Genomic DNA, 22,035 nt, shown 5'->3' with positions numbered 1-22,035 from the left:
GACAAGACGAACGAGGTGAGGGGGAGGCGTAAAAAAACAATTTGTGCGGGAGCGAATTAGCTTCAAGGCATGACGGCCAATCGCCGGCAAGCCGGCTCCCACCTGTTCTGCGCTGTTTTCAAAAACACCGCCATACCTGTGGGGGCTGGCCAAGCAATTCAAGACAGTTGCTTCCACCTGTCCTGCGCTGCTTTCAGGAACACCGCCGTCCTTGTGGGAGCCGGCTTGCCGGCGATTGGTGGCAGCGTCAACACCGATCTCAGATATCCCACACCAAGTTGATGGCGAAGTTACGCCCTGGCGCCGTCAGGCGGTCTAGGTTGGCCGGCTGGGTCACGGCGGCCTCGCCCTGGCCGTCGTAGCGGCGTACCGAGTCCCACTGCCAATACTTCTTGTCGGTGAGGTTGTACAGGCCGGCGTTGACCGTGAGGTCGTCGGTCACCTTGTAGAAACCGGTCAGATCCAGTACCCCGTAGCCAGGTGTACGGAACTTGGTGCTCTGGCCATCCGGAGCGAAGAAGGTGTCGTCGTCGACGCGGGTCTTGCGCTTGACCAGCGTCCAGCTGACCTGCGCGCCGTAGCCCGGTTGCTCGTAACCCAGCCCGAACACGCCGGTCAGCGGGTTGACGGCGTTCAATGGCTGGCCGGTGTCGTCGTTGCGGCCGTAGGCATAGGCGATCGAGCCTTGGGTGTACAGACCCTGCGGTGCGCCGAAGTGGTCGAGGTCAAGGCGGCCCTTGACCTCGGCGCCCTTGATGGTGGCATGCCTGATGTTATTAGCCTGGTAGGTGGGCAGCAGGTCCAGGCTCTTGACCGCATCCTCGTCGATGAAGTCGCGGTACTTGTTGTAGAACACCGCGACATCGAAGCTGCCCGCGTCGAAGCGGCCACGCAGGCCGGTTTCATAGCTCTTGCTCTTTTCAGGCTCCAGGTTCGGGTTGCCTTGGACGCTGTAGCCCAGCTCGGCGTTTTCGAAACGACCGTACATGGCCTTGGCGGTCGGTGTGCGGAAGCCTTCGGCGTACTGGCCGTACCAGGAGTAATGGTCGTTGAAGGCATAGGTGACGCCCAGCTTGGGCGACAGGCGATGCCAGTGCTTGGTCGAGTCGTCGACGTTCTGTGCGCTGCCGTCGCCGTTCTCCAGGCCACGCAGGAACGCGTCGGTCATTTTCGGTTTCATGCGGGTGTAGTCGTAGCGGGCGCCGGGCAGGAAGGTCCAGTTGTTCCAGCGGATTTCATCCTGGGCGAACAGGCTGTAGGTATCGACCGTCGGGTCCGGGAAATCACTGACCAGTGCCTGGCCATCTGCCGGACTGTCCGCGCCTGGGGCCGGGCAGCCCCTGCCAACCGACAGGCAGGTGCCGGTACCGCTGCGCGAGCCGGTCACCTTGTCATGCTTGAAGGTCGTGCCGTAGGTCAGCAGGTGTTCGGTTTCGCCCAGGCTGAACGCCTTGTCCAGCTGCGCATCGAAGACCCATTGACGATCCTTGTAGGTGGTGCTGCGGGTGCGCAGTACCTCACGCACTCTCGGGGCGTAGATCTCCTCGGTGCTCTGGTCGGTCTTGGCGATCTGGTAGTTCAGGCTCCACTTCACGTGGTCGGCCAGCAGGCTGTCGAGCCCGAACTCATGGTTGATGCCGAAGCGCTCGCGGGTGATGGTGTCGTTGCCGGTACGGGCGCGGTACATGTTCGTGGCGCCCATGCCTGGGATGAAGGGGCCGCCTACCGCACTGAGCATATTCTGGTCGCGGTCATCCTTGTAGCGCTCGTAGGTCAAGCCCAGGCGTGCGTCGTCGGCGTAGTTCCAGCCCAGCTTGGCCAGCACGTTGGTGGTGCGCGCGTCCACCGGGTTGGCTTCGGTGCGGTCCAGGCCGGTGCCGCCATGCCTGCCGTAGCTCTCGGTCTCGTGGCCGTTGCGCTGGCTCAGGTGCAGCAGGCCGTCGAAGGCGCCCTGGCGGCCGGCGACGGTGGCGGAGTTCAACCAGCTTTCATCGGCGGAGCTGTAGCCGGTCTTCAGGCGGGCACCGACGTCCTTGCCGGGCTTGATGATGTCGTCCGGGTCGAGGGTGAAGTAGCTCACCGCGCCGCCGATGGCGTTGCTGCCGTACAGCACCGACGCTGGGCCGCGCAGGATTTCCACGCGCTTGACGATCTCGGGGTCGACATAGTTGCGTTGGGTTTGCGCGTAGGGGCCGTAGAAGAAGCTGTCGGGGATCGAGACGCCGTCGACCTGGGTCAGGATGCGTTCGCGGTCGATGCCGCGAATGTTGAAGCCGTTCAAGCCACTGCGCTGGCCGGTGCCGGCGACCGATACCCCGGGCTCGTAGCGCACCATGTCCTGGATGGTGTTGACGTTCTGCCGGTCGAGCTGTTCGCGGGTCTGCACGGTCACCGTGCTCGGCACCTGGCTGACGTCCTGGGCGCTGCGGGTGGCGCTGACCGTCAGTTGCTGCAGGGCAATGGTGTTGCCGGTCGCCTGGCGCTCCAGCACGACGTTGCCGGTGCTGATGGTGCGGAATTGGAGCCCGGTACCTTGCAGCAGGCGGCGCAGCGCTGTTTGCGGCGTCAGCGAACCCTGCACGCCTGGCGAGGAAACACCTTCGGCCACCTCTGCACTGAAGCCGACCTGCCAGCCGGTGACCTGGCTGAACGCATTGATCGCTGCAACCAAAGGCTGCTGGTCGATGGCGAAGCGGTAGTCGCCCATGCGTGGGCTGCTGGCTTGGGCCGGTTCCGCAGCCAGCGCTGGCAGGCTGCAGGCGCCGCTGGCGAGCAGGGCCAAGGTCAGCAGGGACAATTGCCCCATACGGCGGGGCGGGTTGGACGGGCGAGTTGGACCTGTGGACATCGAAGGCGCTCCCTGACGCGCGAACTGTTATAGGTGATGACTGTTCTTGTTTTCAAACAAGAATCAGTTGCATTGGCCATAACGAGACGGATGCAGGGTGCTGATCGCGTAAAAATAATCAGTGGATCAGTTGATGATCACCAGCGCCGGGTATTCATGCAGTTGTGCCGACGTGATGTGGGCGAGGGCGCGCAGGGTTTCCAGCGGTTGGTCGAGGCGGTAGTTGCCGGTCACCGCGACCTGATCGAGGCGTGCGTTGCGGTTGATGATCCAGCCTGGGTAATAGCGCCGCACTTCGGCGAGCACCTGGCTCAGCGGGCAATTCTCGAACACCAGGCGCCCGTCGACCCAGGCCAGGTCCTTGCGCAGGTCCGCGCGCTCGCGTTCGCCGAAGCCCTGGGGCCCGACGCTGATGCTGTCGCCGGCACTGAGGCGAATGCGTTGATCGCTCGGCGCCTGCACGTCCACATCGCCGCGTTGCACCCTGACCTGGGCCTGGCCATCGAGGTAGCGCACGGCGAAATCGGTGTCGCTCGCCTGCGCGCGCAAAGGGCCGGCCTGGATTTGCAGGGGCGATGTGGTATTGCCAGGCACCTGGAAATAGGCCTCGCCCTTGAGCAGGCGTGCGACCTGCTGGCCGTTGCGCAGGTCACTGGCGAAGGCCGAGTCGGTATTGAGCAGCACCTTGGCGCCATCGTCCAGTTGCAGGCGCTGGCGTTCGCCGACCACTGTCAGGTGGTCGGCCTGCAGGCGCATCGGCAGGTTGCCGAAGGTGAGCAGCCCGACCAGCAATACAGCGGCGGTAGCCAGCGGCTTGCGGTGGGTGTGCAGACGTGCGACCAGGGATCGGCGCTGGGCCTGGTGCAGTTGCGCGGCGGCCTGGCGCAGGGGAGCGCCGTTCCACAGGGCCTCGGCACGTACATAGGCTGCGGCGTTTTCCTCAGTCGCACCCAGCCAGGCTTCGAAGGCCCGGATGTCCTCGTCGCTGGCGCACTGCAGGCGCACGAGCCAGTCCAGCGCCTCGTCCATGGCACGGGCGTCAGGCCCTGCAGGTGATGGGCGAGAGGCAGGGCTATCTGTCACGAAGAATCCTTGCTGTAGGTTTTTTCGCAAATGATCACGGCTGCGCGAAGCCATGGCAAGCGCCTTGCCTGGGCCGACCGGCGAGTGGCAGTTATTCGAGGCGCTCGGCCACGCCCATGCAGATCGCCATGATCAGCTTGAGCTCCTTCTGCACGGTGCTGGCCGAAACCTTCAGCTGGTCGGCGATTTCCAGGTAGCTGGCGCCATGCAGGCGGCTGAGGATGAAGATACGTTGTTGGCGCGGGGTCAACTGACCGAGGCTGATGCTCAAGCGCTCGAGCAACTGCTCGGCGTGGGCGGCATCTTCGTTGCTGGTGGTGGGGGCAGCGACGTTGTACAGGATGTCGTCGGGCACATCGTCGACCACTGTACGTGCCTGCACCTTGCGTGCACGGAGGTGGTCCAGGGCGAGGTTGCGCGCCGTCTGGAAGACGAAGGGCTCGAGGTGCTCGATCGGCCGCTCGCCCAGGGCACGGGTGACCCGCAGGTAGGTTTCCTGCAGCAGGTCCTCGGCCGTGCTGGGGTTGCCGACCATGCGCTGCAGGGTGCGCAGCAAGGTAAGGCGCTGGGTGAGGAAGACGGTATCGAAGCGGGACTGACTCACGGGAAAACCTGACCAACGAGAGGCGAATGATAATGCTTATCATCTGCCCTGTTGGTCAAGTCCCAACATGCTATCGGCGCGAATCTGCGTTTTTTATGTTTGCCTTGACGGCTGCGGTGCCTGTGAGATCGAGCGCCGCCGGCGCGGCGCATCGCGAGCTGCGCTCGCTCCTACGTTTGTTTCGGGCCAGTCCATCCTGTGGGATGGTTCGCGCGGACGCGTTGGTACCTGACGCAAAATGGTGTCGTACGCCCCAGCGGTCGCGCGCGCCTGTCACAGGCGTTATTGGCCATAAACACACGTAGGAGCGAGCGCAGCTCGCGATGCGCCGCGCGGGCGGCGCGCGATCTCCTAGGCATCGTAGTGCTTCCAGTGAACAGCGTTACCTCAGCGGGCGTTGCACAACGCCAGGCAGTTATCCAGCATGCGGTTGGAGAAGCCCCACTCGTTGTCGTACCAGGCCAGCACCTTGAGCATCCTTCCGCTGGCCCGGGTATGGTTGGCATCGAAGATCGACGACAACGGGTTGTGGTTGAAGTCGCACGACACCAGCGGCAACGCGTTGTAGCCCAGTACTCGGGAGTGCCGGCTGGCCTCGAGGAACAGTTGGTTGACCTGCTCGGCGGTGGCTTCGCGCCTGAGGTTCACGGTCAGGTCCACCAGCGATACGTTGATCACCGGCACCCGCACGGCCATGCCGGTGAGTTTGCCGGCCAGTTCCGGCAGCACCAGGCCCACGGCCTCGGCGGCGCCGGTCTTGCTCGGGATCATCGACTGGGTGGCCGAGCGCGCCCGATAAGGGTCGCTGTGGTAGACGTCGGTGAGCACCTGGTCATTGGTATAGGCGTGGATGGTGGTCATCAACCCTTGCTCGATGCCGAACTCGCGGTGCAAGACCTGGGCGATCGGTGCCAGGCAGTTGGTGGTGCAGGAGGCGTTGGAGATGATCTGGTGCGAGGCCCGCAGGCTGTCATGGTTGACCCCGTAGACCACCGTGGCGTCGGCGCCCTTGGCAGGTGCCGAGACGATCACCTTGCGTGCCCCGGCGGCCAGGTGGGCGGCGGCCTTGGCCCGGTCGGTGAACAGGCCGGTGCATTCGAACACCACATCCACGCCCTCGGCCTTCCACGGCAGCTCTACCGGGTTGCGGATGGCACTGACCGAGATGCGGTCACCGTTGACCGTCAGGCTCTCCTGGTCGGCTTCGACGCTGGCCTCGAACGTGCCGTGCACGCTGTCGTACTTGAGCAGGTGGGCGTTCATCGCACTGTCGCCCAGGTCGTTGATGGCGACGACCTGCAGGTCCTGGCGGTAGCCTTGGGTATAGAGTGCGCGCAGGACGTTGCGTCCGATGCGGCCAAATCCATTGATGGCGATGCGAAGGGTCATGGCATTACCTCTGGCGGTCCGGGTGAAGCCTGTGGCAAAAAGGTGACTTCACTGAAACGGTTTTGTTATTGGAATTACAAGATTATTCCTCGCAGGATAGAAAACAAGCCTTTTTGATGGCAGTATTTTGTTAAACCTACAACGAGTGGTCGGGCAGACCACCCCTTGATCGCGTCAGGCACCCTCACCTTGAGCCTAGGCCGCAATCGTTTGGAGGGGAAATGCCCGAAGACACCACCCCACAGTTAGCCTGGAGTCCAGTACATGCATCCGCGCATCCTTGAGGTCACCGAACGGTTGGTCGAACGCAGCCGTGCCACCCGTGAACGCTACCTGGAGCTGATTCGCGGCGCGGCCAGCGACGGCCCCATGCGCGCCAGCCTGCAATGTGCGAACTTCGCCCATGGCGTGGCCGGCTGTGGCGCCCAGGACAAGCAAAGCCTGCGCATGATGAACGCCGCCAACGTGGCCATCGTCTCGGCCTACAACGACATGCTCTCGGCCCACCAGCCGTACCAGCACTTCCCGGAACAGATCAAGCAGGCCCTGCGCGAGATCGGCTCGGTCGGGCAGTTCGCCGGTGGCGTGCCGGCCATGTGCGACGGCGTCACCCAAGGCGAGCCGGGCATGGAGTTGGCCATCGCCAGCCGCGAGGTGATTGCCCTGTCCACGGCCATCGCGCTGTCGCACAACATGTTCGATGCGGCGCTGATGCTGGGTATCTGCGACAAGATCGTCCCCGGCCTGATGATGGGCGCCCTGCGCTTCGGTCACCTGCCCACCATCTTCGTACCGGGTGGGCCGATGCCGTCGGGCATCTCCAACAAGGAAAAGGCTGACGTGCGCCAGCGCTACGCCGAAGGCAAGGCCAGCCGCGAGGAGCTGTTGGAGTCGGAGATGAAGTCCTACCACAGCCCGGGCACCTGTACCTTCTACGGCACGGCCAACACCAACCAGTTGGTGATGGAAGTGATGGGCCTGCACTTGCCGGGGGCCTCCTTCGTCAACCCCTACACCCCGCTGCGCGACGCCCTGACCGCCGAGGCGGCGCAGCAGGTCACGCGTATGACCAAGGCCAGCGGCAGCTTCATGCCGCTGGGCGAGATCGTTGACGAAAAGGCCCTGGTCAACGCCATCGTCGCCCTGCATTCCACAGGGGGCTCCACCAACCATACCCTGCACATCCCGGCCATCGCCCAGGCTGCGGGCATCCAGCTGACCTGGCAGGACATGGCGGACCTGTCCGAAGTGGTGCCGACCCTGTCCCACGTCTATCCCAATGGCAAGGCCGACATCAACCACTTCCAGGCCGCCGGTGGCATGGCCTTCCTCATTCGCGAACTGCTCGACGCCGGGCTGCTGCACGAGGACGTCAATACCGTGGCCGGCCACGGCTTGCGCCGCTACACCCAGGAGCCGTTCCTGGAGGAGGGCAAGCTGGTCTGGCGTGAAGGCCCACGCCAGAGCCTGGACGAAAGCATCCTGCGCCCGGTGGCACGGCCGTTTTCGGCCGAAGGCGGGCTGCGGGTGATGAACGGCAACCTCGGGCGGGGCGTCATGAAGGTCTCGGCCGTGGCGCCCGAGCATCAGGTGGTGGAAGCGCCGGCGCGGGTGTTCCATGACCAGCAATCGTTGGCCGATGCCTTCAAGGCCGGTGAACTGGAGCGTGACTTCGTCGCCGTGGTGCGCTTCCAGGGCCCGCGTTGCAACGGCATGCCCGAGCTGCACAAGCTGACCCCGTTCCTCGGCGTGCTGCAGGACCGCGGCTACAAGGTCGCACTGGTGACCGACGGGCGGATGTCCGGCGCTTCGGGCAAGATCCCGGCGGCGATCCACGTGTGCCCGGAGGCCTACGACGGCGGCCCGCTGGCACGGGTGCGCGATGGTGATATCGTGCGGGTCGACGGCGTCGAAGGCACGCTGCAGGTCATGGTGTCGGCCGAAGAGCTGGCAACCCGTGACCTGCCCACGGCTCCCCAGGGCAACGACCTGGGCATGGGGCGCGAGCTGTTCGGCTTCATGCGCGTGGCGTTCAGCTCGGCCGAGCAGGGCGCCAGCGCCTTCACCTCGGCATTGGAGCAGCTCAAATGAAGGCCTTGCTGGTTGGCGACATCGGAGGCACCAATGCGCGCTTCGGTCTGTGGCATGACAACCAGCTGCAGGCGGTGCAGGTCCTGGCGACCGCCGACTACACCAACCCCGAGCAGGCCATCGAGTCCTATCTCGCCGGCCAAGGCATCCCGCGCGGCGGCCTGGCGGCGGTGTGCCTGGCGGTGGCAGGGCCGGTCAGCGGCGATGAGTTCCGCTTCACCAACAACCACTGGCGCCTGAGCCGCAGCGCCTTTTGCCAGGCCCTGCAGGTCGAGCGCCTGCTGTTGATCAACGATTTCAGCGCCATGGCCCTGGGCATGACGCGCCTGCAGGACGGTGAATACCGCCAGGTCTGCGCAGGTACGGCCGACCCAGCCCGGCCAGCCCTGGTCATCGGCCCCGGTACCGGGTTGGGCGTGGGCAGCCTGTTGCGCCTGGACAACCAGCACTGGCTGGCCTTGCCGGGGGAGGGCGGGCATGTCGACTTGCCGGTGGGCAACGCACGCGAGGCGGCGATCCACCAGCAGATCCATGGGCAGATCGGCCATGTCAGCGCTGAAACGGTGCTCAGTGGCGGAGGCCTGGTGCGCCTGTACCAGGCAATGTGCGCGCTCGATGGCGACACACCCAGACACAAGACTCCGGCGCAGATCACCGATGCCGCCCTGGGCGGTGAGCCCCGGGCCTTGGCGGTGGTCGAGCAGTTCTGTCGCTTCCTCGGGCGAGTCGCTGGTAACAATGTCCTGACCCTGGGCGCGCGAGGCGGCGTCTATATTGTCGGCGGCGTGATTCCACGTTTTGCCGAGCTGTTCCTGCGCAGCGGCTTTGCTGCGAGCTTCGCCGACAAGGGCTGCATGAGCGGGTATTTCGACGGGGTGCCGGTGTGGCTGGTGACAGCGGAGTTTTCTGGGTTGCTGGGAGCCGGGGTGGCACTGCAGCAGGCGTTGGATCATTGAACCAAGCGTAGGCTTCATCGCGGGACAGGTCAGACCGCGATGGGCTGCAAGGCAACCCTTATCGATAGCAAAGGAACGGCCAACGTGAGCTCCACCGGCAAATCGATCCTGATGGTCGACGACGACCAGGAAATCCGCGAACTGTTGCAGACCTACCTGAGCCGCTCCGGTTTCCAGGTGCATGCCGAGGCCGATGGCCAGGGCTTTCGCCAGGCGCTGGAGCGCGAGCCCTGCGACCTGGTGATCCTCGACGTGATGCTGCCCGACGAAGACGGTTTCAGCCTGTGCCGTTGGGTGCGCCAGCATCCTCGCCTGGCGCGGGTGCCGATCATCATGCTCACCGCCAGCTCCGACGAAGCCGACCGGGTCATTGGCCTGGAGCTGGGGGCCGACGACTACCTGGGCAAACCGTTCAGCCCGCGCGAGCTGCAGGCGCGGATCAAGGCCTTGCTGCGCCGCGCCGAATTCGGCCAGGCGGCGCCCAGCCAGGCCGTGCTGATGTTCGATGACTGGCGCCTGGATACCATCAGCCATCGGCTGTTCCACCGCGACGGCGAGGAGGTGATCCTCTCCGGGGCCGACTTCGCCTTGCTCAAGCTGTTTCTCGACCACCCGCAGCAAATCCTCGACCGCGACACCATCGGCAATGCCACCCGTGGGCGCGAGCCGATGCCGCTGGACCGCATCGTCGACATGGCGGTCAGCCGTCTGCGCCAGCGGTTGCGCGATACCGACAAACCGCCTCGGCTGATACGCACCGTGCGTGGCAGCGGCTACCTGCTGGCGGCCCATGTCTGCCCGGCCTGCTGAGCGGCGCTGGCGCTTGCTGCCGCGCTCGTTGCTGGGGCGCATGCTGCTCCTCACGCTGCTGGTGGTGCTGTTGGCCCAGGGGCTGTCGAGCCTGATCTGGGTCTCCCAGCTGCGTGCCAGCCAGCTCCAGGGCCTGCAGGCCAGCGCCCGTAGCCTGGCCCATTCGATGAGCGCCAGCGTCAGCTACTTCCGCTCATTGCCAGTCGCCTATCGGCCTATGGTGCTGGACCAGTTGCGCAGCATGGGTGGTACGCGGTTCTTCGTCTCGCTCAACGACAAGCCCCTGGATATGCCGATGCTGCCGATCACCCCGCGCAAGCGGGCAGTGATCGAGGTGTTCGAGCAGGTCCTGCACGAGCGTCTGGGCCAGCAGATGGAAATCTCGGTGGAGTTCGTCAGCCCCCAGGAGCTGCGCATCTTCAACAGTGGCTTGAAACTCGACGAGCTGCCGCGCTCCTGGGCGCACTACTCGTTGACCCTGGAGCCGCTGAACCCGCCGGTGCTGGTGACGCAGATTCGCCTGGGCGAAGGCGAGTGGCTGTACATCGCCTCGTTGCTGCCTGAGCCCTACACCAGCCTGGAGGCCGAGCGGTTGCCGCGCCAGCAGATCGGCTTCATCGCCCTGACCACCGCATTGTTGCTGCTGTTCATCGGTTTGCTGGTGCATTGGCAGAGCCGTCCGCTCAAACGCCTGGCCCGGGCTGCGCGGGAGATGTCCCTGGGGGCCGACGTGGCACCGGTCGTCGAGGGTGGCGGCAGCGAAGTGGCCGAGGTAGGCCGGGCGTTCAACAGCATGCGTGAGCGCATCAGCCGCTACCTGACCGAGCGTGCGCAGCTGTTCAGCGCCGTGTCCCATGATCTGCGTACGCCCATCACACGCCTGCGCCTGCGCGTCGAGCTGCTAGAGGACGAGCGGATGCAGGCTAAGTTCAGCCGTGACCTCGACGAGCTGGAGCTGCTGGTCAAGGGGGCCCTGCAATGTGTGAAGGACACCGATATCCACGAGAACATCGAGCCCATCGACCTCAACCAGGTGCTGGAAATCCTCGCCGAGCCCTACCTGGGTGATGGGCGCATCACCCTCGAGGGCCGTGCCCTGGCGCCGTATCCGGGCAAACCCCTGGCCCTGCGCCGCTGCATCGGCAACCTGATCGACAATGCCATCAAGTATGGGGAAAGGGCGCACCTGCGTATTCTCGATAGCGCCACCGGCTTTGTCCTGCAGGTGGACGACCAGGGGCCTGGTGTTCCCGAACAGCGTCTGGAGCAGGTGTTCGAGCCGCATTTCCGCTTGGCCGGGCAGCAGCAAGGCTACGGCCTGGGGCTCGGCATCGCGCGCAACATCGCCCACAGCCACGGTGGCGAGGTGAGCCTGCTGAACCTGCGCCAGGGTGGCTTGCGGGTGACCTTGAGCCTGCCGCGCAGCGCCGAGTGACCCGCCGAATGTCACCAGTCAGTGACATTCGTACATCCCTTCGTTACCTGCTCGCCGTGGGCGTCTGGTTAGACTCCAATGCAAGCGCAAGCACCATGACTTGCCTATGTATAACAACAAGAAAGGTTCCCCACGATGAATGCGATCACTCGTCTCGCCGCTGTCGTTTCCCTCGCCTCATTCATGCCACTGTCCGTTTCCGCCGCCAACAATGGCACCGTCGAAGTCCTGCACTGGTGGACCTCCGGTGGCGAGGCCGCGGCCGTGAACACCCTCAAGCAACAAGTCGAGAAGGACGGCTTCACCTGGAAGGACAACGCCGTGGCCGGCGGTGGCGGTGCCGCGGCCATGACCGTACTCAAGAGCCGCGCCGTCGCCGGCAACCCACCCGCCGCCGCGCAGATCAAGGGCCCGGATATCCAGGAGTGGGGCGCCTTGGGGCTGCTCACCGAGCTCGACGACGTGGCCAAGGCCAACCAGTGGGACCAACTGCTGCCGACCAAGCTCGCCCCCATCTGGAAATACGACGACCATTACGTAGCCGTGCCGGTGAACATCCACCGGGTCAACTGGCTGTGGGTCAACCCGCAGGTGTTCGAGAAGGCCGGGGCCAAGGTGCCCACCACCCTGGACGAACTGTTCGCCGCTGCCGACACGCTCAAGGCGGCAGGCTTCCAGCCCTTGGCCCATGGTGGCCAGCCCTGGCAGGACAGCACCGTGTTCGAGAACCTGGTACTGGCGATCCTGGGGCCGCAGGGTTACCACAAGGCCTTCGTCGAGCTGGACCAGGACACCCTGGCCGGCGCCCAGATGGTCGAGGCCTTCAAGGCTCTGCAACGCCTGGGCACCTACATGGACGCCAACCGTGCCGGTCGGGACTGGAACATCGCTGCCGCCGAGGTCATCAACGGCAAGGCCGGTATGCAGATCATGGGCGACTGGGCCAAGAGCGAATGGACCGCCGCGCACAAGGTGGCCGGCAAGGACTACCAATGCGTGCCGTTCCCCGGCACACAGGGCAGCTTCACCTACAACATCGACTCCCTGGCGATGTTCAAGCTCAAGGATGAAAACGACATCAAGGCCCAGAACGACCTGGCCAAGGTCGCTCTGGAGCCGACCTTCCAGACTGCCTTCAACCAGGCCAAGGGCTCGCTGCCGGTGCGCCAGGGCATGGACATGAGCCAGTTCGATGCCTGCACCCAGCAGTCGCAGAAGGACTTCCAGCAAGCCGAGCAGGGTGATGGCCTGCAGCCGAGCATGGCGCACAACATGGCCTCGTCGCTGGCGGTGCAGGGGGCCATCTTCGACGTGGTCACCAACTTCCTCAACGACCCCAAGGCCGACCCGGCCAGGGCGGCCAAGCAGTTGGGCGCGGCGATCAAGGCGGCCCAGTAACGGGCCTGCGCCCACAGGTGCCGCATGACCTGTGGGCAGCGCTCACTTTGTGGGAGCGGGCTTGCCCCGCGATGCGGTGCGCAGCGCCGCCATTGACTCGGTATCACTCATGAACACAGCAACCGCAACCCTGCGGGCCTCCCCCCTGGACGCCCTGCAACGCTGGCTCCCGAAACTGGTGCTGGCGCCGAGCATGCTGATCGTCCTGGTGGGCTTCTACGGCTACATCCTCTGGACCTTCGTGCTGTCCTTCACCCACTCCAGCTTCATGCCCAACTACAAGTGGGCCGGGCTTACCCAGTACCTCAAGCTGCTGGCCAACGACCGCTGGTGGGTCGCCAGCAAGAACCTGCTGGTATTCGGCGGGCTGTTCATCGCCATCAGCCTGGTGGTCGGTGTCTTGCTGGCGGTGTTGCTGGACCAGCGCATCCGCCGCGAAGGGGTCATCCGCACCATCTACCTCTACCCGATGGCGCTGTCGATGATCGTTACCGGCACAGCCTGGAAATGGCTGCTCAACCCCGGCCTGGGCCTGGACAAGCTGCTGCGCGACTGGGGTTGGGAAGGCTTTCGCTTCGACTGGCTGGTGGACCCCGAGCGGGTGGTGTACTGCCTGGTGATCGCCGCGGTATGGCAGGCCTCCGGGTTCGTCATGGCGCTGTTCCTGGCGGGGCTGCGCGGGGTCGACTCGTCCATCGTGCGGGCGGCCCAGGTCGACGGCGCCAGCCTGCCGAGGATCTACCTGCGCATCGTGCTGCCCAGCCTGCGGCCGGTGTTCTTCAGCGCCCTGATGATCCTCGCTCACATCGCCATCAAGAGTTTCGACCTGGTCGCCGCCATGACCGCAGGTGGCCCTGGCTATGCCTCCGACTTGCCGGCGATGTTCATGTACAACTTCACCTTCAGCCGTGGGCAGATGGGCATGGGGTCGGCCAGCGCGATCCTCATGCTCGGCGCCATCCTGGCGATCCTGGTGCCCTACCTGTATTCGGAACTGAGGAACAAGCGCCATGACTAGCCCACGTTGGTTCGCCCCCAGCCGCCTGGCCATCCATGCCACCTTGCTGGCCGCCTGCGCGCTGTACCTGATCCCGCTGGTGGTGATGCTGCTCACCAGCTTCAAGACACCCGAGGATATTCGTGCCGGCAACCTGCTCAGCTGGCCGGAGGTGGTCACCGGCATCGGCTGGATCAAGGCCTGGGACACCGTTGGCGGCTACTTCTGGAACTCGGTGAAGATCACCGTGCCGGCGGTGGTGTTGTCCACGCTGATCGGTGCGCTCAACGGCTATGTGCTGTCGATGTGGCGCTTTAGGGGTTCGCAGCTGTTCTTCGGCCTGTTGCTGTTCGGTTGCTTCCTGCCGTTCCAGACTGTCCTGCTGCCGGCCTCGTTCACCCTGGGCAAGCTGGGCCTGGCCAGTACCACCACGGGCCTGGTGCTGATGCATATCGTCTATGGCCTGGCCTTCACCACGCTGTTCTTTCGCAACTACTACTGCAGCGTGCCCGAGGCCCTGGTGCAGGCGGCGCGGCTGGATGGGGCGGGGTTCTTCACGATCTTCGGGCGCATCCTGCTGCCGATGTCGGTGCCGATCATCATGGTCTGCCTGATCTGGCAGTTCACCCAGATCTGGAACGACTTCCTCTTCGGCGTGGTGTTCGCCAGCGGCGACGCCCAGCCCATCACGGTGGCCCTGAACAACCTGGTCAACACCAGCACCGGGGTCAAGGAATACAACGTCGACATGGCGGCGGCGATGATCGCGGGGCTTCCGACCCTGCTGGTCTATGTGCTGGCCGGCAAATATTTCCTGCGCGGCCTGACCGCCGGCGCGGTCAAGGGGTGACACATGGCACGGCTTGAACTTCGCAACGTCAACAAGCGCTACGGCAGTGGCTTGGCCGATACCCTCAAGGCCATCGACCTGGGTATCGAGTCGGGTGAGTTCCTGATCCTAGTGGGGCCTTCCGGCTGCGGCAAGTCGACCCTGATGAACTGCATCGCCGGGCTCGAGGACATCAGTGGTGGGCAGATCCTGGTCGACGGCACCGATATCAGCGCCATGAGCCCCAAGGACCGGGACATCGCCATGGTGTTCCAGTCCTATGCGCTGTACCCGACCATGAACGTGCGCGACAACATCGCCTTCGGCCTGAAGATCCGCAAGATGCCCCAGGCAGCCATCGACGAAGAGGTGGCGCGGGTCGCCAAGCTGCTGCAGATCGAACACCTGCTCGGCCGTAAGCCCGGGCAGCTCTCTGGCGGCCAGCAGCAGCGGGTGGCCATGGGCCGTGCCCTGGCGCGGCGGCCGAAGATCTACCTGTTCGATGAACCGCTGTCGAACCTGGACGCCAAGCTGCGGGTGGAGATGCGCACCGAAATCAAGCTGATGCACCAGCGCCTGAAGACCACCACCGTGTACGTCACCCACGACCAGATCGAGGCCATGACCCTGGGCGACAAGGTCGCGGTGATGAAGGATGGCGTGATCCAGCAGTTCGGTACGCCCCAACAGATCTACAACGATCCGGCCAACCAGTTCGTCGCCAGCTTCATCGGCTCACCACCGATGAACTTCATCCCCGCTCGCCTGACGAAACAAGAAGGGCGCCTGTTGGCGCTGCTCGACAGCGGCCAGGCGCGTTGCGAGCTGCCATTGGGGCGAATGGAGGGCGAATGGGAAGGGCGCGATGTGGTCCTGGGCATACGCCCGGAACAGATCGGCGTGGGGGAGGGCACCGGCTTGCCTGGCATCCGCGCCCAGATACAGGTGACCGAGCCCACTGGGCCGGACCTGCTGGTTTTCGTCACCCTCAATCAGGTCAAGGTCTGCTGCCGGCTGGCGCCGGATGTCGCCTGCCGGGTCGGTGACACCCTGAACCTGCAGTTCGACCCGGCGCGGGTGCTGCTGTTCGACGCACAAAGCGGCGAGCGCCTGGGGCGTGTCGGGCCGGTGTGCCAGGCCACCGGTAACGTCGCCCGTTTCAAAGGGCGCTGAATCGTCTACACCATCAATAACAAGAACAGTGAGGAACAAGGGATGGATCATCGCATACGCATCAGGGCACTGGGGTCGCTGGCCATGCTGGCCATCGTTGGCAGCAATGGGGCACAGGCGGCCGAGGCCTTTTCGGCGGACTCCAAATGGATGACCGGCGACTGGGGCGGTGTTCGCACCGAACTGCTGGAAAAAGGTTACGACTTCACCCTTGACTATGTCGGCGAAGCGGCCGGCAACCTGCACGGTGGCTACAACGACGACAAGACGGCTCGCTACAGCGACCAGTTCGCCCTCGGCGCGCACCTGGACTTGCAGAAGATCCTTGGCTGGCATGACGCCGAGTTCAAGCTGGCGATCACCGAGCGCAGCGGTCGCAACCTGTCCAACGACCGCATCGGTGACCCGCGGGCCGGCCATCTCAGCTCGGTGCAGGAGGTCTGGGGCCGTGGCCAGACCTGGCGCCTGACCCAGATGTGGATCAAGCAGAAATACTTCGACGGCGCCCTGGATGTGAAATTCGGCCGCTTCGGCGAAGGCGAGGACTTCAACAGCTTCCCCTGCGACTTCCAGAACCTGGCGTTCTGCGGCTCCCAGGTGGGCAACTGGGTGGGCGGCATCTGGTACAACTGGCCGGTCAGTCAGTGGGCGCTGCGGGTCAAGTACAACATCAACCCGGAATTCTTCGTGCAGGTGGGCGCCTTCGAACAGAACCCCTCGAACCTGGAGACCGGCAATGGCTTCAAGCTCAGCGGCAGTGGCACCAAGGGCGCCATCCTGCCGGTGGAGATGGTCTGGTCGCCCAAGGTCAACGGCCTGCCGGGCGAGTACCGCCTGGGCTACTACTACAGCACCGCCAATGCCGACGATGTCTACGAGGACGTCGACGGCCAGCCCCAGGGCATCACCGGCAACGACTTCAAGTCCCACTCCAGCAAGCATGGCTGGTGGGTGGTGGCCCAACAGCAGGTGACCGCCCACGGCGGCGACGTCAATCGGGGGCTGAGCCTGTTCGCCAACTTCACGGTGCATGACAAGGCCACCAACGTCATCGACAACTACCAGCAGGTCGGCATGGTCTACAAGGGGCCCTTCGACGCCCGGCCCAAGGATGACATCGGCTTGGGCATCGCCCGCATCCACGTCAACGACGACGTGAAGAAGCGTGCCGAGCAGCTCAACGCAGCCAGTGGCATCGACGACTACGACAACCCAGGCTTCGTGCCGCTGCAGCGCACCGAGTACAACGCCGAGCTCTACTACGGCTTCCACGTCACCAACTGGCTGACCGTGCGGCCCAACTTGCAATACATCAAGAGCCCGGGCGGCGTGGACGATGTGGATAACGCGCTGGTCGCAGGCTTGAAGATTCAGTCGTCATTCTGAGAAAAATTGTTGTAAATTTACGCCATCCATTCCCGGCTTCCTCGTTTCCACTGGTCCGCAGTGGAAACGAGGCCTGAGCCGAGATAGCGCTATCTCAAACAACAAGAGCTTGGAACCATGCCCGAACATCCGCTACATCGCTTCTTTTGCGCGCAGAGGCCTCGGCCGACGTTCGAGTGGGAGCGTTACCAGCAGCGCGATGTACTGATCATCGACCACCCCCGCTGCCAGGCGGTTTTCAGCCGCCAGGGCGCGCAGCTCCTGCACTTCCAGCCAACGGGTGAGCGGCCCTGGTTGTGGTGCGCCGAGCAATGGCCGCAGGTGGGGGCCATTCGGGGTGGTGTGCCGGTGTGCTGGCCTTGGTATGGGCGTCACCCGAGCGAAGACCTGTGGCCGGCCCATGGCTGGGCGCGGTTGCTCGACTGGAAGCTCATGGACAGCCATGAGGACGAAGAGGGCGTGACCCTCACGTGGCGCCTGCAGCTGTGCGATTGGCAGGTCGACCTGCATGCCCGGTTGGGCCAGCGCATGGAGCTGAGCCTGACCACCGAGCACCAGGACAGCGAGCCGTGCCAGCTGAGCCACGCGCTGCTGGCCTATTGGCGTATCAGCGACGTTGCGCAGATAGCGCTATCCGGGCTCGAGGATATCGAAGGTTATGACCGCTTGAATCGCCAGGCCTGCCGCGAGGATGGCGCGCTGAAGCTCAAGGGTGGGTGCCAGAAGGTCTACCCGGGCACGCCTCGAGTGCAATTGCAGGACCCGGCCTGGCAGCGTGAGCTGTGCATCGATACCGGTGACAGCGACGATACCGTGGTCTGGCACCCGGGACGTCGGCCGTTGGTGGGTGTCAGCGGGCGCGAGTGCCAGCGTTTCGTCTGTGTCGAAGCGGCCAGCGGCAGTGGTGAGGGGCTGAGCCTGGCGCCCGGGCAGCAGGCCCACCTGAGCCTGCAGGCGCATCGGCTCAGCTGAGTTCGTCGTCCTCGACGGGGTAGCGGCTGGCGTTGAGGCTTTCCTTGATCTTGCGCAGGTGTGGCTGGAAGTCCACGCCCCGGCGCAAGGTCATGCCGGTGGCCAGCACGTCGAGCACGGTGAGCTGGATGATCCGCGAGGTCATCGGCATGTAGATGTCGGTGTCTTCGGGCAGCGGGATGTGCAGGCTCAAGCTGCAGGCCTTGGCCAGGGGCGAGCCGGCGGCGGTCAGGCCGAGCACCGAGGCGCCGTTCTCGCGTGCGACGCGGGCTACCTCGACCAGTTCGCGGGTGCGCCCGGTGTAGGAAATGATCACGAACAGATCGCCCGTATGGGCCACCGAGGCCAGCATACGTTGCATCAGCACGTCGGCGTGGGCCGACACGGCCAGGTTGAAGCGGAAGAACTTGTGTTGGGCGTCGAGGGCCACCGGGGCCGAGGCGCCCAGGCCGAAGAAGTGGATCTGCCGGGCCTGGATCATCATGTCCACGGCACGGCTGACCTGTTGCGGGTCGAGCTGCTGGCAGGCGCTGTCCAGCGAGGCGATGGCGCTGCCGAAGATCTTCTGGGTGTAGGCGGCCGGGTCGTCGTCGGGCTCCACCGCGCGGCTGACGTAGGCGGCGCCGCTGGCCAGGCTCTGGGCCAGCTGCAGCTTGAGCTCGGGATAGCCGCTGACGCCGAAGGAGCGACAGAAGCGGTTGACCGTCGGCTCGCTGACCTTGGCGGCCTGGGCCAGGGCGGCGATGCTGAAGCGGGTGGCTTGTTGCGGGTTGAGCAGGATGACTTCGGCGACTTTGCGTTCGGCCTTGTTCAGCTCGTCGAGGCGTCCCTGGATCTGTTCCAGGAGGTTTCGCACGCGGTCCATGGTATGTCCTTGGGTCGGGAAGACAGCCGGCTGATGGAGCAGCGGGCCGTTTGCACGGTGTCTATCGTACTGTCGGTGCCAGTGTCGCACCACTTGTCTGTGGTATTTGTCGGTAATGTTGTAGTTTTTACTACATTAGCCCTTGAAAACTGCGTTTGAAAGCGATATTCCTAGGTCAACTTTAGGAAAGAACCAACATCATGGCTGCGATCAGTGTAGAACCTTGCACCTTTGCCCTGTTTGGCGCCTTGGGCGACCTGGCATTGCGCAAGCTGTTTCCCGCGCTCTACCAGCTCGACCGGGCGGGCTTGCTGCACCCCGATTCCCGCCTGCTGGCATTGGCTCGCGAAGCGGGCGAGGGTCAGCAACACCTGGCCACCATCGAGGCCCACCTGCGCCGCTTCGTGCCCGATAGCGATATCGAGCCCGGCGTACTGGGGCGCTTCCTTGGCCGGCTGAGCTACCTGCGTCTGGACTTCCTCCAGGCCGAGGGCTACCAGGACCTGGCCGGGCAGGTGGCGGCGGACCTGCCGCTGATCGCCTATTTCGCAACGCCTGCGGCCGTGTATGGCGCGATCTGCGAAAACCTGGACAAGGCCGGCCTTGCCGAACGCACCCGCGTGGTGCTGGAAAAGCCCATCGGCCATGATCTGGAGTCCTCGCGCCGGGTCAACGATGCCGTGGCGCGTTTCTTCCCCGAGAACCGCGTCTACCGCATCGACCATTACCTGGGCAAGGAGACGGTACAGAACCTGATCGCCCTGCGTTTTGCCAACAGCCTGTTCGAAACCCAGTGGAACCAGAACTCCATCTCCCACGTGGAAATCACCGTGGCCGAGAAGGTCGGCATCGAAGGCCGCTGGGGTTACTTCGACAAGGCCGGGCAACTGCGCGACATGATCCAGAACCACCTGTTGCAGCTGCTGTGCCTGATCGCCATGGACCCGCCCAGCGACCTGTCCGCCGACAGCATCCGCGACGAGAAGGTCAAGGTGCTCAAGGCGCTGGCGCCGATCACTGGCGAAGCGCTGGCCACCCGTGTGGTGCGAGGCCAGTACATCGCCGGCTACAGCGACGGCAAGCCGGTGCCGGGCTACCTGGAAGAAGACAACGCCAACGCCCAGAGCGACACCGAGACCTTCGTCGCCCTGCGCGCCGACATCCGCAACTGGCGCTGGTCCGGCGTGCCGTTCTACCTGCGTACCGGCAAGCGCATGCCGCAGAAGCTGTCGCAGATCGTCATCCACTTCAAGGAGACGCCGCACTACATCTTCGCCCCTGAACAGCGTTTGCAGATCGGTAACAAGCTGATCATCCGCCTGCAGCCGGACGAAGGTATTTCCTTGCGGGTGATGACCAAGGAGCAAGGCCTGGACAAGGGCATGCAATTGCGCAGCGGGCCCTTGCAGCTGAATTTTTCCGACACCTGGCGCAGCGCACGCATTCCGGATGCCTACGAGCGTCTGTTGCTGGAAGTGATGCGCGGCAACCAGAACCTGTTCGTGCGCAAAGACGAAATCGAATACGCCTGGACATGGTGCGACCAACTGATCGCCGGCTGGAAGAACGCCGGGGACGCCCCCAAGCCCTACGCGGCCGGTTCCTGGGGGCCGATGAGTTCGATCGCCCTGATCACTCGCGATGGGAGGGCTTGGTATGGCGATATCTGACCTGCAATTGCCGGCGACCGTGAAGGTGCATCAGCTGGCGGACTCCAATACATTGGCGGCCTCGCTGGCCCGGGACGTGGCCGAGCGGCTGCGTCAGGCCATCGCCAGCAAGGGCCAGGCCTGTGTGGTGCTGTCGGGCGGGCGTAGCCCGGTACCGTTTCTCGAGAAGCTGGCCACCGAGGCGCTGGATTGGGCAAACGTCACGGTCAGCCTGGCCGACGAGCGCTGGGTACCGGTCGAGCATGCCGACAGCAATGCCGGCCTGCTCAGGCGTCACCTGTTCAAGGGCGCAGCGGCCAAGGCCCGCTTCATCGGGCTGTACCGCAATGCGGAAAACCTGGAGGCCGCAGCTGGGCAGGCCGACCAGGCACTGGCCGAGCTCCCCCCGATCGATGTGCTGGTCCTGGGCATGGGCGACGATGGCCATACGGCCTCGCTGTTCCCGGCCAGCCCCAACCTGCACGACGGCCTGGACCTGGCCAGCGAGCGTCGCTGCCTGCCCATGCTGGCCCCGAGCGTGCCGCGCCAGCGCCTGAGCATGACCCGCGCCTTGCTGGCCAAGGCCACCTTCACCGCGCTGGCGGTGCAGGGCCAGGGCAAACTCGCTACCCTGCGCGCCGCCTCGGCGGGCGAAAACCTTACTGAAATGCCGATTCGCGCCTTTCTTCACGACCCCCTGGACATCTACTGGTGCCCATGAGCCAAGGACCCACTGTCATGACCACCCTTGAACGACCACAGCCTTTGCTCTCGATGGCTGAAAAAGCCGCGAGGATCGACGCGATCTGCGAACAGGCGCGCATCCTGCCGGTGATCACCATCGCCCGTGAGGAGGACATCCTGCCTCTGGCCGACGCCCTGGCCGCCGGCGGCATCCGCACCCTGGAAGTGACCTTGCGCTCCAAGCATGGCCTCAAGGCAATCCGTGTGCTGCGTGAGCAGCGCCCGGAGCTGTGCGTCGGTGCCGGCACGGTGCTCGACCGCGAGATGTTCGCTGCGGTGGAGGCGGCCGGTGCACAGTTCGTCGTCACCCCGGGCATCACTCCGGACATCCTCGAGGCCGGCGTGCAAAGCGATATCCCGCTGCTGCCGGGCATCAGCACACCCTCGGAAATCATGATGGGCTATGCCTTGGGCTACCGTCGCTTCAAGTTGTTCCCCGCGGAGATCAGCGGCGGCGTGGCGGCGATCAAGGCCTTTGGCGGCCCGTTCGGCGATATCCGTTTCTGCCCCACCGGTGGTGTCAACCCGGCCAATGTACGCAATTACATGGCCCTGCCGAACGTGATGTGCGTAGGCGGCACCTGGATGCTCGACAGCAGCTGGGTGAAGAACGGCGATTGGGCGCGGATCGAAGCGTGCAGTGCGGAGGCAATGGCGCTGTTGGACGCCAACTGATTTTGTTGTGTGCTTTACGGCTTGTGGGGCGCTTGGTCGGCGCCCCTTTTTTTTGCCTGGAATTCTTGCAGTGCCTGTACCGGCCAATAAAAAAGCCCGCATCGAACGATGCGGGCCTTGATCACTGCGTG

Annotated in this window: 18 protein-coding genes; 13 read left to right on the top strand and 5 right to left on the bottom strand. The window is 64.6% G+C overall.

Features of this window, described 5'->3' with window-relative positions; genetic code table 11:
- Positions 1-259: 259 nt before the first annotated feature.
- The 4 genes from ACXHGZ_RS16745 to gap all read right to left on the bottom strand — a co-directional run bounded on the left by ACXHGZ_RS16745 (position 260) and on the right by gap (position 5,924).
- Positions 260-2,848, bottom strand: coding sequence for a TonB-dependent receptor (locus ACXHGZ_RS16745; protein WP_480460643.1), 2,589 nt, complete (start codon positions 2,846-2,848; stop codon positions 260-262).
- A gap of 126 nt (positions 2,849-2,974) precedes the next feature.
- Entirely contained in the window at positions 2,975-3,931 is a 957-nt protein-coding gene (locus ACXHGZ_RS16740) for a FecR family protein (protein ID WP_480460642.1), read from the bottom strand.
- Between the two features lie 91 nt (positions 3,932-4,022).
- Positions 4,023-4,535 (bottom strand): RNA polymerase sigma factor, encoded by a 513-nt coding sequence (locus ACXHGZ_RS16735; RefSeq protein WP_480460641.1) that lies wholly within the window; start codon positions 4,533-4,535, stop codon positions 4,023-4,025.
- A 387-nt stretch (positions 4,536-4,922) separates the two neighbouring features.
- Positions 4,923-5,924 (bottom strand): type I glyceraldehyde-3-phosphate dehydrogenase, encoded by a 1,002-nt coding sequence (gap, locus tag ACXHGZ_RS16730; protein WP_480460640.1) that lies wholly within the window; start codon positions 5,922-5,924, stop codon positions 4,923-4,925.
- Positions 5,925-6,188: 264 nt separating this feature from the next.
- Here gap and edd point away from each other — a divergent pair, with 264 nt between their 5' ends.
- From edd to ACXHGZ_RS16680, 10 genes are all read left to right on the top strand, one after another.
- Positions 6,189-8,015 (top strand): phosphogluconate dehydratase, encoded by a 1,827-nt coding sequence (edd, locus tag ACXHGZ_RS16725; RefSeq protein WP_324814177.1) that lies wholly within the window; start codon positions 6,189-6,191, stop codon positions 8,013-8,015.
- The gene (locus ACXHGZ_RS16720; RefSeq protein WP_480460639.1) at positions 8,012-8,971 is read left to right on the top strand and encodes a glucokinase; all 960 of its coding nucleotides are present in this window, start codon (positions 8,012-8,014) and stop codon (positions 8,969-8,971) included. The genes edd and ACXHGZ_RS16720 overlap by 4 nt, the downstream gene beginning before the upstream one ends.
- Before the next feature lie 84 nt (positions 8,972-9,055).
- Positions 9,056-9,781, top strand: coding sequence for a two-component system response regulator GltR (gene gltR / locus ACXHGZ_RS16715; protein WP_480460638.1), 726 nt, complete (start codon positions 9,056-9,058; stop codon positions 9,779-9,781).
- Positions 9,762-11,216, top strand: coding sequence for an ATP-binding protein (locus ACXHGZ_RS16710; RefSeq protein ID WP_480460637.1), 1,455 nt, complete (start codon positions 9,762-9,764; stop codon positions 11,214-11,216). Before gltR ends, ACXHGZ_RS16710 begins: the two co-directional genes overlap by 20 nt.
- A gap of 135 nt (positions 11,217-11,351) precedes the next feature.
- A complete protein-coding gene (locus ACXHGZ_RS16705) occupies positions 11,352-12,614 on the top strand; it encodes an ABC transporter substrate-binding protein (RefSeq protein ID WP_480460636.1) in 1,263 nt (420 codons plus the stop codon).
- 109 nt (positions 12,615-12,723) lie between these two features.
- A complete protein-coding gene (locus ACXHGZ_RS16700; RefSeq protein WP_324814166.1) occupies positions 12,724-13,632 on the top strand; it encodes a carbohydrate ABC transporter permease in 909 nt (302 codons plus the stop codon).
- Positions 13,625-14,461: a carbohydrate ABC transporter permease gene (locus ACXHGZ_RS16695; protein WP_324814163.1), complete on the top strand. Its 837-nt coding sequence runs from the start codon at positions 13,625-13,627 to the stop codon at positions 14,459-14,461. Before ACXHGZ_RS16700 ends, ACXHGZ_RS16695 begins: the two co-directional genes overlap by 8 nt.
- Positions 14,462-14,464: 3 nt before the next feature.
- A complete protein-coding gene (locus tag ACXHGZ_RS16690; protein ID WP_480460635.1) occupies positions 14,465-15,613 on the top strand; it encodes an ABC transporter ATP-binding protein in 1,149 nt (382 codons plus the stop codon).
- A gap of 84 nt (positions 15,614-15,697) precedes the next feature.
- Positions 15,698-16,999: a carbohydrate porin gene (locus tag ACXHGZ_RS16685; RefSeq protein WP_480464079.1), complete on the top strand. Its 1,302-nt coding sequence runs from the start codon at positions 15,698-15,700 to the stop codon at positions 16,997-16,999.
- Between the two features lie 117 nt (positions 17,000-17,116).
- Positions 17,117-17,971 (top strand): D-hexose-6-phosphate mutarotase, encoded by an 855-nt coding sequence (locus ACXHGZ_RS16680; protein ID WP_084856685.1) that lies wholly within the window; start codon positions 17,117-17,119, stop codon positions 17,969-17,971.
- Here the strand turns inward: ACXHGZ_RS16680 and hexR are convergent.
- Positions 17,964-18,827, bottom strand: coding sequence for a DNA-binding transcriptional regulator HexR (hexR, locus tag ACXHGZ_RS16675; protein ID WP_216356234.1), 864 nt, complete (start codon positions 18,825-18,827; stop codon positions 17,964-17,966). The two genes, ACXHGZ_RS16680 and hexR, sit on opposite strands and share 8 nt — an antisense overlap.
- Before the next feature lie 209 nt (positions 18,828-19,036).
- Here hexR and zwf point away from each other — a divergent pair, with 209 nt between their 5' ends.
- Genes zwf through ACXHGZ_RS16660 form a run of 3 tightly spaced genes read left to right on the top strand, consistent with a single transcriptional unit; the run spans position 19,037 to position 21,904 of the window.
- A complete protein-coding gene (gene zwf / locus ACXHGZ_RS16670; protein WP_480460634.1) occupies positions 19,037-20,506 on the top strand; it encodes a glucose-6-phosphate dehydrogenase in 1,470 nt (489 codons plus the stop codon).
- Positions 20,493-21,206: a 6-phosphogluconolactonase gene (gene pgl, locus ACXHGZ_RS16665; RefSeq protein ID WP_480460633.1), complete on the top strand. Its 714-nt coding sequence runs from the start codon at positions 20,493-20,495 to the stop codon at positions 21,204-21,206. Before zwf ends, pgl begins: the two co-directional genes overlap by 14 nt.
- A gap of 17 nt (positions 21,207-21,223) precedes the next feature.
- On the top strand, positions 21,224-21,904 hold the full coding sequence (locus tag ACXHGZ_RS16660; RefSeq protein ID WP_224456768.1) for a bifunctional 4-hydroxy-2-oxoglutarate aldolase/2-dehydro-3-deoxy-phosphogluconate aldolase: 681 nt from the start codon (positions 21,224-21,226) through the stop codon (positions 21,902-21,904).
- Positions 21,905-22,035 lie beyond the last annotated feature (131 nt).

This window comes from Pseudomonas shiyinii, from assembly GCF_056725765.1.
Note: the sequence above shows the minus strand (reverse complement) of the source record. Positions and strands in the feature narration are given on the sequence as shown.

What these genes read in the sequence shown, in the direction of transcription:
- pgl (WP_480460633.1), top strand. Translation starts at nt 20,493, where the DNA reads ATGGCGATATCTGACCTGCAATTGCCGGCGACCGTGAAGGTGCATCAG.
- ACXHGZ_RS16745 (WP_480460643.1), bottom strand. Translation starts at nt 2,848, where the DNA reads ATGTCCACAGGTCCAACTCGCCCGTCCAACCCGCCCCGCCGTATGGGG.
- ACXHGZ_RS16660 (WP_224456768.1), top strand. Translation starts at nt 21,224, where the DNA reads ATGACCACCCTTGAACGACCACAGCCTTTGCTCTCGATGGCTGAAAAA.
- ACXHGZ_RS16710 (WP_480460637.1), top strand. Translation starts at nt 9,762, where the DNA reads ATGTCTGCCCGGCCTGCTGAGCGGCGCTGGCGCTTGCTGCCGCGCTCG.
- zwf (WP_480460634.1), top strand. Translation starts at nt 19,037, where the DNA reads ATGGCTGCGATCAGTGTAGAACCTTGCACCTTTGCCCTGTTTGGCGCC.
- ACXHGZ_RS16720 (WP_480460639.1), top strand. Translation starts at nt 8,012, where the DNA reads ATGAAGGCCTTGCTGGTTGGCGACATCGGAGGCACCAATGCGCGCTTC.
- ACXHGZ_RS16690 (WP_480460635.1), top strand. Translation starts at nt 14,465, where the DNA reads ATGGCACGGCTTGAACTTCGCAACGTCAACAAGCGCTACGGCAGTGGC.
- ACXHGZ_RS16695 (WP_324814163.1), top strand. Translation starts at nt 13,625, where the DNA reads ATGACTAGCCCACGTTGGTTCGCCCCCAGCCGCCTGGCCATCCATGCC.
- gap (WP_480460640.1), bottom strand. Translation starts at nt 5,924, where the DNA reads ATGACCCTTCGCATCGCCATCAATGGATTTGGCCGCATCGGACGCAAC.
- edd (WP_324814177.1), top strand. Translation starts at nt 6,189, where the DNA reads ATGCATCCGCGCATCCTTGAGGTCACCGAACGGTTGGTCGAACGCAGC.
- ACXHGZ_RS16700 (WP_324814166.1), top strand. Translation starts at nt 12,724, where the DNA reads ATGAACACAGCAACCGCAACCCTGCGGGCCTCCCCCCTGGACGCCCTG.
- ACXHGZ_RS16680 (WP_084856685.1), top strand. Translation starts at nt 17,117, where the DNA reads ATGCCCGAACATCCGCTACATCGCTTCTTTTGCGCGCAGAGGCCTCGG.
- ACXHGZ_RS16685 (WP_480464079.1), top strand. Translation starts at nt 15,698, where the DNA reads ATGCTGGCCATCGTTGGCAGCAATGGGGCACAGGCGGCCGAGGCCTTT.
- ACXHGZ_RS16705 (WP_480460636.1), top strand. Translation starts at nt 11,352, where the DNA reads ATGAATGCGATCACTCGTCTCGCCGCTGTCGTTTCCCTCGCCTCATTC.